This is a genomic window from Methanolinea sp., from assembly GCA_030055515.1.
Classification (GTDB): domain Archaea; phylum Halobacteriota; class Methanomicrobia; order Methanomicrobiales; family Methanospirillaceae; genus Methanolinea_A.
On record JASFYI010000002.1, the window covers coordinates 338,886 to 355,996 of the forward strand.

General features: G+C 63.1%; 11 protein-coding genes and 1 CRISPR repeat array (1 of these 12 only partly in view). Of the genes, 2 read left to right on the top strand and 9 right to left on the bottom strand.

Annotated elements, in window-relative coordinates; translation table 11 throughout:
- A CRISPR array of direct repeats spans positions 1 to 5,301; the repeat unit is 28 nt; unit sequence GGTTCATCCCCACGCACGTGGGGAACTC; it begins 1,687 nt to the left of the window's first position.
- Between the two features lie 35 nt (positions 5,302 to 5,336).
- The 9 genes from cas2e to QFX32_05975 form a co-directional block, all read right to left on the bottom strand.
- A complete protein-coding gene (gene cas2e / locus QFX32_05935; GenBank protein MDI9633580.1) occupies positions 5,337 to 5,669 on the bottom strand; it encodes a type I-E CRISPR-associated endoribonuclease Cas2e in 333 nt (110 codons plus the stop codon).
- A 2-nt stretch (positions 5,670 to 5,671) separates the two neighbouring features.
- Positions 5,672 to 6,577, bottom strand: coding sequence for a type I-E CRISPR-associated endonuclease Cas1e (gene cas1e / locus QFX32_05940; GenBank protein ID MDI9633581.1), 906 nt, complete (start codon positions 6,575 to 6,577; stop codon positions 5,672 to 5,674).
- A 13-nt stretch (positions 6,578 to 6,590) separates the two neighbouring features.
- Positions 6,591 to 7,286: a type I-E CRISPR-associated protein Cas6/Cse3/CasE gene (gene cas6e, locus QFX32_05945; protein ID MDI9633582.1), complete on the bottom strand. Its 696-nt coding sequence runs from the start codon at positions 7,284 to 7,286 to the stop codon at positions 6,591 to 6,593.
- 1 nt (position 7,287) lies between these two features.
- Complete coding sequence (gene cas5e / locus QFX32_05950) at positions 7,288 to 8,034, bottom strand: type I-E CRISPR-associated protein Cas5/CasD (protein MDI9633583.1); 747 nt, start codon at positions 8,032 to 8,034, stop codon at positions 7,288 to 7,290.
- A 5-nt stretch (positions 8,035 to 8,039) separates the two neighbouring features.
- A complete protein-coding gene (cas7e, locus tag QFX32_05955; protein MDI9633584.1) occupies positions 8,040 to 9,131 on the bottom strand; it encodes a type I-E CRISPR-associated protein Cas7/Cse4/CasC in 1,092 nt (363 codons plus the stop codon).
- An 11-nt stretch (positions 9,132 to 9,142) separates the two neighbouring features.
- Complete coding sequence (gene casB / locus QFX32_05960; GenBank protein ID MDI9633585.1) at positions 9,143 to 9,640, bottom strand: type I-E CRISPR-associated protein Cse2/CasB; 498 nt, start codon at positions 9,638 to 9,640, stop codon at positions 9,143 to 9,145.
- The gene (gene casA / locus QFX32_05965; GenBank protein ID MDI9633586.1) at positions 9,640 to 11,280 is read right to left on the bottom strand and encodes a type I-E CRISPR-associated protein Cse1/CasA; all 1,641 of its coding nucleotides are present in this window, start codon (positions 11,278 to 11,280) and stop codon (positions 9,640 to 9,642) included. The genes casB and casA overlap by 1 nt, the downstream gene beginning before the upstream one ends.
- 74 nt (positions 11,281 to 11,354) lie before the next feature.
- Positions 11,355 to 14,036, bottom strand: a complete 2,682-nt coding sequence (gene cas3 / locus QFX32_05970; protein MDI9633587.1) for a CRISPR-associated helicase Cas3' — start codon at positions 14,034 to 14,036, stop codon at positions 11,355 to 11,357.
- A gap of 133 nt (positions 14,037 to 14,169) precedes the next feature.
- Positions 14,170 to 14,874: a DUF6293 family protein gene (locus QFX32_05975; GenBank protein ID MDI9633588.1), complete on the bottom strand. Its 705-nt coding sequence runs from the start codon at positions 14,872 to 14,874 to the stop codon at positions 14,170 to 14,172.
- A 428-nt stretch (positions 14,875 to 15,302) separates the two neighbouring features.
- Between QFX32_05975 and QFX32_05980 the strand changes: the two genes are divergently transcribed.
- Both QFX32_05980 and QFX32_05985 read left to right on the top strand, forming a co-directional pair.
- Positions 15,303 to 16,343 carry a hypothetical protein gene (locus QFX32_05980; protein ID MDI9633589.1) on the top strand — a complete coding sequence of 347 codons (1,041 nt, stop codon included), beginning with the start codon at positions 15,303 to 15,305 and terminating at the stop codon, positions 16,341 to 16,343.
- Positions 16,340 to 17,110 (top strand): hypothetical protein, encoded by a 771-nt coding sequence (locus tag QFX32_05985; protein ID MDI9633590.1) that lies wholly within the window; start codon positions 16,340 to 16,342, stop codon positions 17,108 to 17,110. The genes QFX32_05980 and QFX32_05985 overlap by 4 nt, the downstream gene beginning before the upstream one ends.
- The last annotated feature ends 1 nt before the right edge of the window (position 17,111 follow it).

The window sequence follows — 17,111 nt, forward strand, 5'->3', positions numbered from 1 at the left end:
CAACCTGTACTGTCCAATGTCCCGGTTCATCCCCACGCACGTGGGGAACTCGGGAGAACCCACCCCCCCTCTTCCGTAACGTACGGTTCATCCCCACGCACGTGGGGAACTCAAACGGTATCGTTGCGGCCGCCGGGGGCATTGTGGTTCATCCCCACGCACGTGGGGAACTCACAGAGGTCCGATGCGACGGTCAGGAGGCGACGGTTCATCCCCACGCACGTGGGGAACTCTCCTGTTCCCCGCCGCCTGGAAACGGATCCGTTGGTTCATCCCCACGCACGTGGGGAACTCAATCCATATTACCCGGCAGGAAGGGCCACAGTAGGTTCTTCCCCACGCACGTGGGGAACTCGTATGTTGTCCAAATACAGCACCAGGTCATGTAGGTTCATCCCCACGCACGTGGGGAACTCGATAGCGTGGCCGGTGGAGGTGTATGCACCTCCGGTTCATCCCCACGCACGTGGGGAACTCGTGGCCGGGAATCGTGGCAGGGGGCGCACCCACGGTTCATCCCCACGCACGTGGGGAACCCGTTTGCACTCATGGTTCTCCACCGAATACCTAAGGTTCATCCCCACGCACGTGGGGAACTCGACCTGGCGGAACTGCTGCCATGGCACCATGAGGGTTCATCCCCACGCACGTGGGGAACTCTTGCGAGTTCTGCCCTTAAATGCCCGTCAATCAGGTTCATCCCCACGCACGTGGGGAACTCACGAGAATTCGTGGAAAAAACGATGATTTGGTAGGTTCATCCCCACGCACGTGGGGAACTCCGCGCCACAGGCATCGCCACCGCGGTTTCTTCTGGTTCATCCCCACGCACGTGGGGAACTCTAGGAATAGTACGTTGCCAGCACTTCATAACACGGTTCATCCCCACGCACGTGGGGAACTCCACATTACGAGGTCCTCGACGACTCGCCGGTTTGGTTCATCCCCACGCACGTGGGGAACTCGAAGGCCCTGGAACTTAGAAAGGCGGGGTACACGGTTCATCCCCACGCACGTGGGGAACTCATTTGTGATCTCCACATTGTGCGATATGCTTACGGTTCATCCCCACGCACGTGGGGAACTCAATCGAAGCAATCATCGCAACACCTATCATCACGGTTCATCCCCACGCACGTGGGGAACTCGAATCGGTTATCCGCCGGGGGAAGGCGCCCGTATGGTTCATCCCCACGCACGTGGGGAACTCTCCTGTATCTCGTTGCCATGTTCTCACCTTATAGGTTCATCCCCACGCACGTGGGGAACTCGTCCTCTCAGTTACTCTGAGTTTCTCGGCGCACGGTTCATCCCCACGCACGTGGGGAACTCGCGTATGCTCCGCTCCGCTCGATAAAAACTCTTGGTTCATCCCCACGCACGTGGGGAACTCTGTTGCGCGGCGGATACCCGTCGTTTTGACGTTGGTTCATCCCCACGCACGTGGGGAACTCGTGGAAACGCCAGAAATCGTAATTTCAAAAGATTGGTTCATCCCCACGCACGTGGGGAACTCAAGAGGTGAAAAACATGGCAGAAATCTGGTACCGGTTCATCCCCACGCACGTGGGGAACTCGTCGTTCGGACACGCGGGCACAGGGCGAATTCCGGTTCATCCCCACGCACGTGGGGAACTCGATAATACGCTATATATGGGTGAAAGAGCACACGGTTCATCCCCACGCACGTGGGGAACTCGTGTACAAACACGATGATGTACACTCCATGGAAGGTTCATCCCCACGCACGTGGGGAACTCCTCGGGTGTGGGACCAATCGAGCCGGGTCCTCAAGGTTCATCCCCACGCACGTGGGGAACTCGCGGGCATCGGTTACGTATTGCAATATCGTGTTGGTTCATCCCCACGCACGTGGGGAACTCGGAAATACGCCTCTTCATATTTAAATATTTCTTGGTTCATCCCCACGCACGTGGGGAACTCGACATATCTTCTCCTCATTGCTCCAGTTCTTTCGGTTCATCCCCACGCACGTGGGGAACTCAAGCCCTTCACCGAGGAAGATATAAAAGGAGAAGGTTCATCCCCACGCACGTGGGGAACTCGATGTAGTGGCGTTTCCCCTCTAATTCTGCCTCGGTTCATCCCCACGCACGTGGGGAACTCATCCAGACAATCTCCTTCCCGCAGTACTTACACGGTTCATCCCCACGCACGTGGGGAACTCTCCTAAATGTGTTAGTGTATTGGTCATTCAGTCGGTTCATCCCCACGCACGTGGGGAACTCTTCTTCTCCCGTGCACACATCTCCTGCACACGCGGTTCATCCCCACGCACGTGGGGAACTCGTGCACCCGCATTGTCTGTGAGTAGAACGAGCCGGTTCATCCCCACGCACGTGGGGAACTCAGTGACATGAGTGACAATCCACTAATTGACGATGGTTCATCCCCACGCACGTGGGGAACTCATAGGGGCCACCACCCCACGGAAGGGGCACCTCGGTTCATCCCCACGCACGTGGGGAACTCTATTCTCCACCAGATACCATTCAGTCATTTCCCGGTTCATCCCCACGCACGTGGGGAACTCGAATTCCACAGATGGTATAGTCGTGTTGTACAAGGTTCATCCCCACGCACGTGGGGAACTCTAATGGTGGCCTGTAACCCGTTCATGCCCACACGGTTCATCCCCACGCACGTGGGGAACTCGACCACCTCTGGCACACCGCCGTGAGGTACACGGGTTCATCCCCACGCACGTGGGGAACTCCGGTATTCCCTGCCGACCTTCACGGCCCGGATCGGTTCATCCCCACGCACGTGGGGAACTCGAGAGCGCTACCTGGTTCAGCGCGTTCTCTAATGGTTCATCCCCACGCACGTGGGGAACTCCCGTTTGCGTCTGTGAGCGGGATGCCAAGCTCCGGTTCATCCCCACGCACGTGGGGAACTCCTGCAATGTCGAGATCGAATGGTCCGAATAGTTGGTTCATCCCCACGCACGTGGGGAACTCACTCGAGCGATGACGCACGTTTGCCGTTTCGTTGGTTCATCCCCACGCACGTGGGGAACTCGAATTCCACAGATGGTATAGTCGTGTTGTACAAGGTTCATCCCCACGCACGTGGGGAACTCGGAGCAGTTCCTCCCGATCTAACCGGGCTCGGCGGTTCATCCCCACGCACGTGGGGAACTCTACACATGGGGATACGGAACGAACGACTACATAGGTTCATCCCCACGCACGTGGGGAACTCGAGAGTGGAATATCGAAGAGAGTGACGGTTCAAGGTTCATCCCCACGCACGTGGGGAACTCGTGGGCCGGTCGCGTTTGTGTTTGCACCGCTCTCGTTTCATCCCCACGCACGTGGGGAACTCGAACCCAATGCCGTCAGGGTTATTACGCTCACAGGTTCATCCCCACGCACGTGGGGAACTCTCCGATGCGAACCTTATATCACTGTAATCAGATGGTTCATCCCCACGCACGTGGGGAACTCGACAGATTCCTTCGGAGGTTAACATGAATTTCTGGTTCATCCCCACGCACGTGGGGAACTCGTATGACAGTCCTCGAGAACGTAACACAGGGTAGGTTCATCCCCACGCACGTGGGGAACTCCATCGGGTGATGATGACATGGCCGCCTCCAGACGGTTCATCCCCACGCACGTGGGGAACTCCCATGTACCCTGTCATTGCCATGCCAAGTACCAGGTTCATCCCCACGCACGTGGGGAACTCGAAGGAGAGTATAGCAAACCGATCCAAGATATAGGTTCATCCCCACGCACGTGGGGAACTCGGAGTGCAGTCGATTTTCGCTTTCCCCTCAATAGGTTCATCCCCACGCACGTGGGGAACTCGGTGCCACGGCGCGCTTCATAAGGGACGGAACAGGTTCATCCCCACGCACGTGGGGAACTCTAGTTCGCCGTACCTCGAAAAGATATTGAGAATGGTTCATCCCCACGCACGTGGGGAACTCTCAAACTTTAGCCGGATTTTACCGGTTCCACAAGGTTCATCCCCACGCACGTGGGGAACTCATCTGCGGCGTCCTTGAACGGTTTCGCCATATAGGTTCATCCCCACGCACGTGGGGAACTCCCTCGTGGAGACGCATTTCATATTCGCAACAGTGGTTCATCCCCACGCACGTGGGGAACTCCCACTCCTGGAGGGGATTCTCGTCGCGGCGATAGGTTCATCCCCACGCACGTGGGGAACTCCATTCTCCCCGTCCTCTGGTTTATAATGATGTCGGTTCATCCCCACGCACGTGGGGAACTCATCTCTATAGCCTCGAGGACTTCTGGATGTGATGGTTCATCCCCACGCACGTGGGGAACTCGTGACAAGGGATAAATATGATAGTGGAGCATACGGTTCATCCCCACGCACGTGGGGAACTCCCTTGTGCAACCCCCTCCCAATACCCACATTTTGGTTCATCCCCACGCACGTGGGGAACTCTAACCTTTGAACATCGGCGTGTCGACAATACATGGTTCATCCCCACGCACGTGGGGAACTCTACGTCAAGGGGATTGTCGGGACACCGAAACACGGTTCATCCCCACGCACGTGGGGAACTCGTCGTAGGTCTGTTTCTCTGTCGTTACAATCTCGGTTCATCCCCACGCACGTGGGGAACTCTATTCCGTTCCCTGAGTGAAGAACATCGGAACCGGTTCATCCCCACGCACGTGGGGAACTCGTACCCCGTGATGCGCCCATACTCGTCGTACTCGGTTCATCCCCACGCACGTGGGGAACTCGGGGGCGGTATAGACTCTCCAAGGGACGTTTACGGTTCATCCCCACGCACGTGGGGAACTCATAGACGTCGCAATCCGAAGCCACAGGCATAATGGTTCATCCCCACGCACGTGGGGAACTCGCCATGGTACGTAATCACGTCCTCACCATGTACGGTTCATCCCCACGCACGTGGGGAACTCATTTGTATGGATTTAATGTTACGTAATGATGTTGGTTCATCCCCACGCACGTGGGGAACTCCCGGTTATGAGCATTTGCGTGTTTATCTTCATTGGTTCATCCCCACGCACGTGGGGAACTCACTAGAAGTAATGTTCCCATCCACGCGATAGACGGTTCATCCCCACGCACGTGGGGAACTCGTACCCGGCTTTTCGGAGTTCCAGGGCCTTGTTGGTTCATCCCCACGCACGTGGGGAACTCTTCCCGAGTGTGAGTAGTTTTGTTTCATCCATTGGTTCATCCCCACGCACGTGGGGAACTCGAGGTCACTCGACCGCGTCCACCCAGGAAAATCCGGTTCATCCCCACGCACGTGGGGAACTCTCTTCAATTTATATACACCAAAAAGAAGGTATATATCAGTCTTTCGATCTCTTCTCCGGTTTCTTCTCCGGCAGGAACGAGATTAACTTCACTCCGTCCATGTCACGCGGAATCCTCCTGTTCACTCCGACCGTGTCGAAATCGTACCCCGCGTCGTTGGGGGCATGCCATGCCATCACTGCACTCCCCTTGCCAAGGCCGAGGATGACCTGCTTCCAGATCATCTCTCTGACCCTGCTTGAATAATTACCGATGTACACCCCCGCCCGGATCTCGATGAGCCATAAAGCAAGTCTCCCCCTGAGAGCGGGAGGGGCATTCTCGGTCACGATCACCATGAGACCCATGCGAATTATGAAAACCTCCATTTTTACTCGAAGTCCTCGTCCTCCTTCTCGAAGGCCGGCAGCACCGCGTCCTCGTACGGCTTGGGCATTGGCATCCCGCTCGCAGCGAGGACCTCTTGGATGGTGGGGATGATCCGCTCGAGGATATTCTGTTCCCGGAAGAGGTCCCTGCATCTCTGCCGCACCTGCCGCTCGGGGTGGACCGGCCGGGAACCCGCGACCTCGAAGGCGGCGGGAACGACGGTCTCGAACTTGAAGAGGTCGGCGATGTCAAAGACAAAGGAGAGGGGGTTCCCGGTGTGGAGGAACCCGATGGACGGCGAGTACCCGGCAGCGAGGATCCCTGCCTCGACGATACCGTAGAGGCAGGCCGTCCCCGCGCTCAGGCACCTGTTGGGGAGGTCGGCCGCGGACCAGTTGTGCGGATCGTACCGCCTCCCTTCCCACCGGACCCTGTAGCGCCGGGCAAATTCCTCGTACAGGTTCCGCACCCGCACCCCCTCGAGGCCGCGCATCTGGTTGATGGACAGGGATGGATCGAGATGCTCCCCGAACCGTATCTCAAACATCTTCCGGACAACGCGGCGGCGCCCCTCCGGGTCGAGGGCGATGGAAGCCTGGTAGAGCAGGCGGTCGGACCGCGCGCCACCGGGGTACCCGGCGGAATAGAGGCGGACCCCGGCCTCCCCGACCCACACGAGGAGGCACCCGGCCTGCGCGGCGAGTTTCGCGGCGGCGTGCGAGACCCTCGTCCCCGGCTCGAGCATGAGGCACGCGACGCCCCCTATCGGGATCTGGACGCGGACGCCCCGCGCGTCGACGAGCACGAACGCGCCGTCGATCACGTCCAGCTCGCCGTACTCGAGGAAGAGGAGTGATGTCCGCTCCTTGAGGGGAATGGAGGGGACATGGGGTGGGATGGGGGGCATCTCCCGCCGCCCTTCACGCGGGCTTGACCATCAGCATCCCGCAGCCGAACCCCTTCGCCGGACCAATCCCCTCCGAAAGCGCCTTCCTGAAGAGGTCGGGATCCGTGACCCGGAGCAGGCCGGTAAAGTCCACCGTGCTGATCCTCACCTCCCTGTTCTCCTTTCCCTGCCGGAACTGGAGCTGCCGGTAGCCGCCCGCGACCACGCTCCCCTCATTCACCGAAAAGCCGTGTTTCCCGGCCCTCTCCGCGAGCCACCTCACTGCCTCGGACTGGATCAGGTCTGCCATCCGGACGGGGGGAGCGCCCTCTCCCTGCGCGGCGCGGACAACGCGTTTTGCGTCCATCACGACGTCGTGCCTCTTGTGGACACGCCGGCCCTGCTCGTCCGGGGGTGTCCACCGCGTCCTCACGGGGTTTGCCCGGAGGGAGAACCAGAGCCGCTGGCCGGGGAAGAGGACGGGGTTGTACTCCTTCGTCTCCACCATCCAGATCCTCCGCGTGCAGACCGGCTTCCTCTGCGAGACCGTGTAGATCACGGGCCGGCCGCGGACCGAGTCGACCCTGTACAGGAAATCCCTCTCCCGCGTCTCCCCGTCGGAGAAGAGGTCCCAGACCATCGCGTGGATCTGGTACGGTCCCGTCGCGATCTCCCAGAACTCCGGGGAGAAAGTGGCGCCGGGCCGAATCTGGACCCTGCTGAAGTACATCCTACGCCTCCCCCGCGCTCCCGAGGTCGACGACCCCGTAGTGCTCCATCCGGTTCAGGAACGTCCACCTCCTCCTGCTCTCGACCGCGTCCCGCCGGACCGTCGTGTGCCGCGCCTCGATCCCCGGGGTCCCGCCGGGCTCCCAGTAGAGTGCGGCGTGCGGGGGGAACCTGAACCTGCGGAGGATCTCGGCGTGGGCCTCCTCCGCGGCACGGACCGCGTCGAGGATCGTCTGGGCCTCGACCACCCTCGCGTGCACCGGGAGCCCCGGTGGGCACGACTTCCTCCCGAGGTACGGGACGAACCGCGGCCTGTTCAGGGCAGACGCGATCTCCTGCAGCGACCAGGGGAGATCTTCCGTTTTTGCCCACAGGCAGACGTGGACGAACGTGTCGCACCTGTACTCGCGGCGGGACTCTATCGTGTTGAGGACGTCGCGGCCAACCGAGAGTTCGTCCTTCCTCGTCCGGAAGTACCGGGCAGACTTCACGGCAGAGGCGGGCGGTGTCTGGACCGTGTGGTAGTCCGTGACGGCAGCCCCCGGGTCCCGCACGAGGCACGCGACCCCGAGCGACCCGGAGAGACGCGCGTGGGCCTCCTCCTCGTCGCGCCGGAGACCGAGTGCTGCCCCCAGAAGCCCGATGACCGCGGACTTCGAGGGGTGGTCGGCAGAGTGCCTGTTCTCCCCGACCGCGATCTCCCCCCACGACGCCATGGGGCCGTACAGCGAGAACACGCAGTACTGCACCATACTCACTTCGCCACGAATGCGAGGACGGAATCCAGCGTCCCCTCGCCCGTGACCGCGTTGAACCTGGCCGCGTCGTCACAGCACTTCCCGTACACCCTCTCGATCTTTGTCCGGGTATCCTCAAGCGCGTGGATTGCGCTGGAGAGGAGGTCTTCTCCCCTCACCGGCTTGACGAATGCGACAGCGAGCGACCGTGGCTGCTGCGAACCCCTCTCGGCGAGCAAGTACGACGCGTACGCCCGGGACGCGAACGATGCCTGTTTTCCTGCCGGCGCGACCTTCGCGCAGGCCTCCGTGAGCGCGGCGATCGCCCGGGAGGCAAGCGCCGTGTCCCCCCCGAGGTTCTCGACGAGGAGGTCCCGGTCGATGCAGATGTAGATGTAGTACAGCCCCGCCGCGAACTCGAGGACACCGATGTGGGCAGACCCGGTCTCGGACCCGAGCCGGTTGAGGTCGTCGACGGCCGTGAAGTAATCGTCCTCCACGACGACGTCGTGCACGGTGATCGCGTGGGAGACCTGGACGGCGGCCTCGGTGTTGAACTCGGGCGAGGCTGCGAGCATCCTCCCGAACATCGCGATGTCCACCGCCGCGTGCGTCTTCCGCAGGAGCTCAAGGTCACTATCCTCCGGTCCCTTCCCCGAGGCAGCGCACCTCTCGAGGAGGGCATCGATCGCGGAGATCTCCTCGGGGGAATAGTGGACGATCTGCTCGGTCTTCAGGTCCTTCTCCCTCCCCGCGACCTTGCCGAACCGCTCGGCTATCTTCTTTGCCCACTCGAGCGCGTTCCTCTCGGCGACGGGCTTCCTCGACGGCGGCGTCTCCTTCCCGGAGAGGACATCTTTCAGGGTCCGCCCCGAGACGAGGGCCTCGACGATCTTGTTGCCCATCTCCCGCGTCCTGATCCCGATGTGCCCGGCGAGCGCAGACTGGAAGAGTTCCGACTGCCTCCACGCGCGCTTGAGGCTCTGGGACGAGATGCGGAGCCTCTGGGTGTTTCCGAGGATCGCGGTCTTCGGCCTGCCGAGATCGTCCCTGTTTAAGTTCGATGGCGGATACGATGCGAGTATGTGCAGCTGGATGAATTCGGTCATGGATTATCACCTCACGCGATTTTCTCAAAGTATTCGAACGTCCATTTCTTCCTCGTCTCGGGGGTCCACCAGTAGAGACCCTGGGCGAGGTCCGTGATGTTCACGATTCCGTCGAGGATCCGGACTGCCCTGATCGCCTCCCTGTAGAGGAGCTCGGGATCCCGGATCGAGATGAACCTCCGGAACCGGAGTTCGCTCATCAGGGGAGCATCCCTCCCCGGCGGTATCCTCGCGAGCTGTGCAGCGAAGGACCCGGACCCGTCGTTCTCCCGCACGTGGGAGAGGACTCCCGCGACGGTGCAGAGCGACCGGTCGTTCACCTCCCCGAGGGGGAGAAGCGCCTTGCGCAGGCGGTGGTACGCGGGGACGAAGGCGACGTCCTCGGTGGTCTTGCAGCGCCGGAGGTCAGCCCTCTCGCCGCGGTTCTGGTCTAGTGTCCCCCACCATTCGAGGAGGATCTCGGATACGCGGGGATTCGTGAACTGGAGCCATCTTCTCTGTTCGGACATCATGTCTCTGCCTCACGTGGTAATGCGAGAATCTTCGCGATATTCTTGGCCCCGGGCGCGACCATCATCGCGAGGCGTTTGCGCGCGCCCGCGACGGCCTTCGGCCTGTTCGAGTCGATGTAGTCGAACTGGGCGTAGAAGTCGTAGAGGGAGAGTACGGTTCTCCTCACGTCCTTCACCCAGCCGACCTTCACGGGCTCGACGGGTTCTCCGGCCTCGAGTGCATCCTTGATCCTCCCGAGAGTCCGGTAGAAGAGCGGTTCGGTCTCTGACCAGAACCTCGCCCTCACGGTGGGGATATTCTTGGGTGCACTGTCCGGGACCTGCGGCCTGCCCTGCTTTCCGTCCCCCTGCTCGGTCGCGTAGAGGGCTTCCCTGACCGCATGGTGGAGGACATCGCTCACGTACTGGGCAGCGCGGACGATCTGCGCCGTGCTCGATTCGTAACTCTCCCTGATTCCTTTGCTCACCAAGACGAGCGGCATGGTGCTGTCGTACCAGCAGCGGGCCTTCACCTTCTCGAAATCGTACCCGAATGCCCAGATGCGGGGATTCCTGGGAAGGAGGCCCCAGACGAGCCCCCCGACGCGGTGGAACCTCTGGATCACGCGGGCGATCTCGCGCCCCTCTTCAGGGTCGTTCTGGACGATCCCGAGCCAGTGGCGGTACGTGATCCCCTCCGGGCTGAGGTGGACGGGCAGCATCGCGTCGCTCTTCTTGTCTCTCCGGTACGGCGTGAGGACATGACGCCAGCTCTCATCGTACTGGATCCCGTATGGCTTTGTCCTGTACGCCCCGATCCCCGTATCGGTCTCCTCGCCGCAGACGTCGCAGTTTGCTCTCTGTGTCTTCTCCGTGTCGAGTAGGATCCTCCGGCCCATCCCCCAGAACATCTGGAGCTGGCTCGCGTTCGAGATCCCCGTCTTCTGCCCGCGCCTTTCTCTCTCGCTCGTCCTTATCGGTCCCATCCAGGGGAATATATCGTGGATCTCCTCTTTCCGGTCGGACTTCAGTCCGAGGAAGAACTCGTCTTCCGGGAGCACGTTCAGCCACACCGTCTCCCCGAGGGTTCCCCCGAGGACGAGTGTCGTCAGCGGCCCCCCGCCGCGGAGGCCGGTCATGTGCCCTTTCCCACCCTGCGGGCCGTTTATCTGGAGCGTCATGAGGGCCAGCGCGGCGCACGCGGGGCAGAGGTTCTTCACGGACCCCCTCTTGTTGAACAAGTCCCGGTTCTCTCTCAGGGTATTGTCCCCCGGCATCCCGATGACGAGGGACTCGATGGGAATCTTCTCTCCGTCGGCGCAGGTTGGGTCCTGCATGAACCGCAGCCCCTCTCCCCCGAGGTTGAAGGCATGGGCAACGGACGCGAACGCTCCCCTCACGCGGGAGGGGTCCGGGGGTTCTTCGAGTGCCTCTGTCCACTCGGCGTCGTCACGGGGCGGCATCGTCGTCTGGACAAGGCCAATAAGGAACTGGACGATCGATCCTTGGAAATCGGGGCGGACAGTTGCGAGCGATGCAGGCCCAAGGTCATCCCAGTGCTCAAAGACCTGCCACGGCGCGAGCGTGAGCCGCTCCCCTTTCTCTGTGAGGCAGGGGATCCACGGGTCTTCGACGAGGTTGAGTAATCTGTCAGGAATGGTGGATCACCTCCGGGTGACCTGCCACGTGTCTCCCGAGGAGGACATCTCCCCGGGGAGGTCCTCTCTCCATCTCACGATTCATCGATGAGTAATCCCTCCTCTCTCGTGTACTGAATGCGGAGTTGCTTCCCGTCATTCCGCGGGAATGTGTTCTCCCAGTGGTTGTCTGAACGCTGCACGAGGGGCACGAGGATGCACCCCCTCCCCTTGTCCCGCATGGTTGCCCGTGCGGATTCTATGAGTTCTCCCAATTCTCTCACATCACCGATCCCTCCACCGATCTCTGCGCGGCGGACCGATACCTGGCTCATCTCCCACGAGTACTCGCCCGCATCGAAGAGCGGCCTGACCGTCTCCCCCTCCCGGTCGACGGTGCCGAGCCTGAGGGTCACCTGCGGTTCGGCGAGGCGCGTGGGAACGTCCTCGTCGTCGGGCCACGGGGACGTGTCCCGGGTGTAACCCCGGGTGAAATTGATCACGTTCGTCATCGCCACCCCGCGGTCCCTCGCCTCGCGGTCGAATTCCCTGTCCCTCGCCGCGAGCGCCGCCGGGATGCGACTGTCTGCGCCCACCCCGTAGACACCCTCGACGAGCTCCCGGGCCTCCCCCGGGATCCGTATCGCACCCTTCTCCCGGAGGATCCTCATGGTGAGCCAGAGCTCGCCGTGCTTTGCGTAGACACGCGCGGCGGCCGGGAATTTCGACGCGTACCAGTCCGGCCCCGGGTTCTCGTCCCACGGCGGGGCGTGGATCCCGAGGACCGGTTTCCCCCTCTCCCCCCTCGGGTGCCGGTGGAGCCTCCCCGACCTCTGGATCACGAGGTCGATCGGGGCGAGATCCGTCACCATCACATCAAAGTCGATGTCGAGCGACTGTTCGACGACCTGCGTCGCGACGAGGATCCTCCCGGACCTCTCCCCCGGCGTGCTCTCCTTGCCGAAAAGGCGGAGGACTTCGTTCTCCACCTCGAGCCTGTGGCCGAGGATGTACCGCGCGTGGAAGAGGTGCGTCCGAAAGGGATCCGCGCCGCGGTTCGCGAGCGCCCTGTACGCCCCGATCGCGTCCCGGACGGTGTTCCGGATCCAGCAGGCGCACCTCCCCGATTGCGCGGCGGAGAGGAGGTGGGCGATGACATCCTCCTCGTCCTCGGAGAATACGACGGGGACCTCCCTTTCTGTCCCGGGCCTTGCCCGTAGCGGGATCTCCTCGCAGCCGTCGCGCGAGACGTGCGTGACGAGCGGGTACGGGCCCGGTTCCCGCGCTGTGCACGGGATCCCCGCACCGTCGCAGAATGCCCGCACGAGCTCGTTGCGCGTGGATACGGGCAGAGTCGCCGAGAGGAGGATGGTGCTCCCCCCGATGCGGGCGTGGTCAGAGACGAGGTTTCGCAAGAACTCGTTCACGTACGGGTCGTAGGCGTGGACCTCGTCGACGACGAGGACATTCCGCCAGAGCCCAAAGAGGCGGAGGGACTGGTGCCGCCGGGGGAGGACCGCGGCGAGGGCCTGGTCCACCGTCCCGACCCCAAGTGCCGCGAGGAGCGCCTTCTTCCGGTTGTCCGCGAGCCAGAGCGAGACGTCCTCCTCGTCTCTCTCCCCTGTGACGCCCTCTGTCCCGGCATGCGCCCGGAGGTACAGGGGCAGGAGTTGCCGGGCGCTGTGGGCGAGGATGACGGGGACAACCCTCCCGCCCGCAAAGAACCTCCCCCTCACGTCCCGTATCCTCCCGTACATCGCGTTCGAGGTTGCCATCGTGGGGAGGGCAAAGTAGAGCCCGTGGCCGCAGCCGTCGGCGGCGAGGTGGTGCGCGAGCGTGATTGCGGCCTCCGTCTTCCCGCTCCCGGTCGTGTCCTCGATGATGTAGAGGTGGGGGCCCGGGCCGGGTCGCGCCCGGGAGGCGTACTCCTGCAGGTCGGAGGGCGTGTACCGGCCGGTTGCAAAGGCCGGGAAGAGGTGGCCGATGTCCCGTTCCCCCGCGGGAGGGAGCGGGAGGACCGAGAGGCGCCAAAGAGCCTTTTCCGCCCGGGTAAGCGCAGTCTCCACCCAGTACTGCCCGAGGGGAACCCTCCCTGACAAGAAGGGGAAGAGCTCGTGGTTGGACGCGATCCAGTCGGCGAGGACACAGAGACCGGCGAGCGGCCACGAGAATACCCTCACCGAGTCCGTTCTCGCTCTCTCCCCGAGGATCCTCAGGAGGTACCCGTCCACGGAGAAGAGGCCGGCCACCCGCGAGACGAACTCGCCCGCGCACCGGAGGTCGTCCGCGGAAAAAAGGTTGCTCGCATCTTCCGGCCCCGGCGGTCTCCCGTGGTGGCCGATCACCGCGGAAAAGAGGGGTGAGAGGGCGAGGTTGAGGGCACGGAGGGTCTTTTTCTCCTCTCCCGGCAGGAGCCTGCAGAGGAAGGCATCGCGGGAGATGTGACGTTCCCACATCCAGCTGCCGATCGTGTCGTGGCCGACATCCCTGCGCGCCCCCGCATCCCTCCCCCGCAGGAGACGGAAGAGCGCGGGGACTTTACTCTGGAAGTTTTCAGAGAACTTCCCGATGTCGTGGAGGGAGAGGAGGAAGGCGATGGTATCCGGGACCCGTGCTGCCTCGATCCCGAGGAGATTTGCGGTCCTCTGGCAGAGGAGTTCGTCGTGGCGGAGGTACGCGTGCCCGACGGCCGCGACGTCGAGGCAGTGGTAGGGCAGGAGGTGCCACGCGGAGAGATCGCGCGCGGCCTTGCCCCAGTACGCGTAGATTCCCTCCATCCCGGTCACCTGTCGAAGGGGAACCCGGCAGGCCGGGATTCTCTATATAAAACCGATTCAATTCTATATGCAAACATGAATACATCCCTCATGTAAGGATTTAAAATTGGCAAGTATATACACGGCACCCCCCTCACCCCCCCGCCGCGCACACCTTCGCAAAGAGCCTCCCGAGGGGCGAGAGCGAGAGCACGACCTGCTTTCCCGCCTTCTCCCTCGTCACGAGGCCGAGCTCCTCGATCCTCTTCACGTGGTGCGAGACCCTGCTGCGCTCCCGGGCCATCTCCTCCGCCGACTCCCCCGCCCGCGGGTTCACCCTCGCGACGACCTCCTCGAACGTTTCGCTCCCGCCCGCGATCGCCGCGAGGACCTCGGCCTGGTCCTTCCGCGGGAACTGGACCGGGATCCGGGGAAGCTCGATGATCTCCTCGACGCCGACCTCGCGGTCCTCCTCGTCGTACCGGGGGATCGAGGTGATCATCGGCGAGCCCGTGATGCAGCCCGCGATGTACGCCGCGATCGCGAACGTCCGGAGCGAGCCGCTCATGTTCAGGATGCACCGTGCCCCCGCCCTCTTCTCCTTGAGGATCATGTCCACGAGCTGGGACGCGGCGCGGACCACGTCGCGCTTGTCCACGGTCGCCATCGAGACCGCGTAGAGCGGCGCAAGCTCGGCCTTCACGCGGGAGGCGACGTTGCGCGAGATCCGCTCCCCGCTCGTGTCGTCCTCCCCGAGGACGAGGATGACCCGTTCGACCGGGTACTTCCGCAGGCTCCTTATGGACTCCATCAGACGCTCCTTGTGGTGGCCGACGAAGACGATGTGGGTGTACGTCATCGATTCGAAAATTAAATTCTATGGATAATAAATTTTTTTATCTCGAAATTTTTTATTTGCAAAATTCGGGCACCCCCTATTTCGCCACATTAAAATGAATAATGCGGCGAAATTCAATTTTTAAACGCTATCTTCCCACGGCACATTGTTAATTATAATTCATGCACAAAAAATTTTTTTATGTATTAAAATTATTATTATGCATGGCAGGCGGCCCCGGCCTCCTGCCAGGAGGACTGTGGGGGAGGGGGGAGAGAGTGCCCGGCGGTGACGACGGGCGGGGGGGAAGTGCCCTCCATCACGTGGGGGATCGCGTGCCGGCGGCCCCCGGGAGTGGTCCCCCAACCCTCCCGCGGCACCGGCAGGACACCGGGATCCCCGCGGTCCCGGGATACAACTTGGGAAACAATGGAGAAAGGTGGTAAGAGATGGATTCAATCGTCGCATCGTGCCTCGCATCGCTCCGCCTTGAGGGCGGGAACGTCTTTGGGCGGATGGAGGTCATCCCGGTCTTCGCCGGCCCCGCCGGCGACGGGGAGTACATCTCCCTCTCCCGGGCACTCGCGGAGGGCCTCCTGCGCGTCACGGAGGTAGGGAAGGAGGGGACGGTCCCCGAGCTCTCGGTCCGGAACAAGGGCAGGGTCCCCGTCCTCCTCGTCGACGGCGAGGAGCTCGCCGGCGCAAAGCAGAACAGGGTCCTCAACACGACGATCCTCGTCCCCGGCGAGTCAGAGATCGTGATCCCGGTCAGCTGCACCGAGCAGGGGCGCTGGTCCTACACCTCGCCCCACTTCGAGGATTCGCGGACCGTGATGGCCTACAAGGTCCGGACAAAGAAGATGGCGTATGTCGCGATGTCCATGAAGAGGGGGATGAGCCGCAGGTCGGACCAGTCCGAGATATGGGACGAGATTAAGGAGCTAGGGGACAAGATGCACATCGCCTCCCGGACCGGCGCGATGAGGGACATCTTCTCCGCCTACGAGGAGAAGATGCGGGAATACGTGGACGCGTTCCCCCTCGTCCCCGGCCAGCAGGGGATCCTCGTGTACATCGACGGGCGGCCCGCGGGCCTCGAGCTCGTCTCCCGGCCCGACGTCTACGCCGACCTCCACGGGAAACTCGTGAAGAGCTACGTGATCGAGGTCCTCGCCGACGGGGACGCGCCGCCCGAAAAATCCCCCGCGGGGGAGAGGCCCGCGGACTTCCTCCGGCGGGTCGCATCCCTCCCGGGCGACGCGTACCCCGGCGTCGGGCTCGGGACCGAGCACAGGTTCGGAGGGGACGGGCTCGTCGGCTCGGCGCTCGTCCACTGGGACGCGGTCGTCCACCTCGCGTGTTTCGCCGGGGAGCCCGGGCCCACCCCGCGCGACGGGGGCCGCATCGCGGGGTACAGGGCACGCCGGGCGCACGCCGCGCGGGGGCGCGGGACGCGGGGCGGCCCTGGCGATGGGGTGATCATCCATTGACGACCCGCGCGGGGACCGGGTTTTCCGCCCGGGAACGGTTCGCCATCGTCTGGGCGATCGGGGAGATGCGCGACCTCTCGTTCGGGTACCGGGTCGAGATGCTCGACCGGCTCCTCGGCGGCTGCATCTTCCCGGAAGACGGCGCGGTGATGCGGCGGCGGGCAGAGTCCGTTCCGGCCGCGTTCCTCGGGAGGCTCGTCTTCCACGTCTCGCGGATGCCCGGGCTGGACCCGCCTGTCCGCCGCGCCCTGATGGCAAAGCTCGTGGCGACCGGGGCGGGGACCTCCCCTCCCGCGCCGCCACCGCGGGGGATCCTCCGTGCCATCCCCGGGAGGATCGCGGCCCTCCTCTCCGCGGCGTTCCCCGCGGGGGGATCGCCCCCGCCGCCTGCCCGGTCCCGCGGGTCTTTTCCGCCCGGCCGCGAGATCCCGTGGGACGGGGTCCTCGGATCGGTCGGTGACGCGGCGCGCGAGGTCCGGGCGCTCGCCGACAGCCTCGCGGACCCGGGCACGTTTCCGGGCGGCCTCCCGGACGCGGGGGACATCCTCTCGGCGCTCAAGGACGCGGGTGACAGGGACTTTCCTGGGGATGCACCGCGGGCGCGCGGGTCCCGTTCCCGCGGCGGGGAGAAACCGAAAGGTTCCCGTCCCCGCGGGGGAGATGATCCCCTAGGGACATGGTGGGGGGAGGACGATGACCCGACCGCCGGGCAGCGCGGGGGGACCACGTTCTGCTCGTGGGAGGACTTCCCTGACGGGTGGTGGTGAG

Coding starts and splice junctions, on each gene's coding strand:
- cas2e (MDI9633580.1), bottom strand. CDS start 5,669: ATGGAGGTTTTCATAATTCGCATGGGTCTCATGGTGATCGTGACCGAG.
- cas1e (MDI9633581.1), bottom strand. CDS start 6,577: ATGCCCCCCATCCCACCCCATGTCCCCTCCATTCCCCTCAAGGAGCGG.
- cas6e (MDI9633582.1), bottom strand. CDS start 7,286: ATGTACTTCAGCAGGGTCCAGATTCGGCCCGGCGCCACTTTCTCCCCG.
- cas7e (MDI9633584.1), bottom strand. CDS start 9,131: ATGACCGAATTCATCCAGCTGCACATACTCGCATCGTATCCGCCATCG.
- casB (MDI9633585.1), bottom strand. CDS start 9,640: ATGTCCGAACAGAGAAGATGGCTCCAGTTCACGAATCCCCGCGTATCC.
- cas3 (MDI9633587.1), bottom strand. CDS start 14,036: ATGGAGGGAATCTACGCGTACTGGGGCAAGGCCGCGCGCGATCTCTCC.
- QFX32_05975 (MDI9633588.1), bottom strand. CDS start 14,874: ATGACGTACACCCACATCGTCTTCGTCGGCCACCACAAGGAGCGTCTG.
- QFX32_05980 (MDI9633589.1), top strand. CDS start 15,303: ATGGATTCAATCGTCGCATCGTGCCTCGCATCGCTCCGCCTTGAGGGC.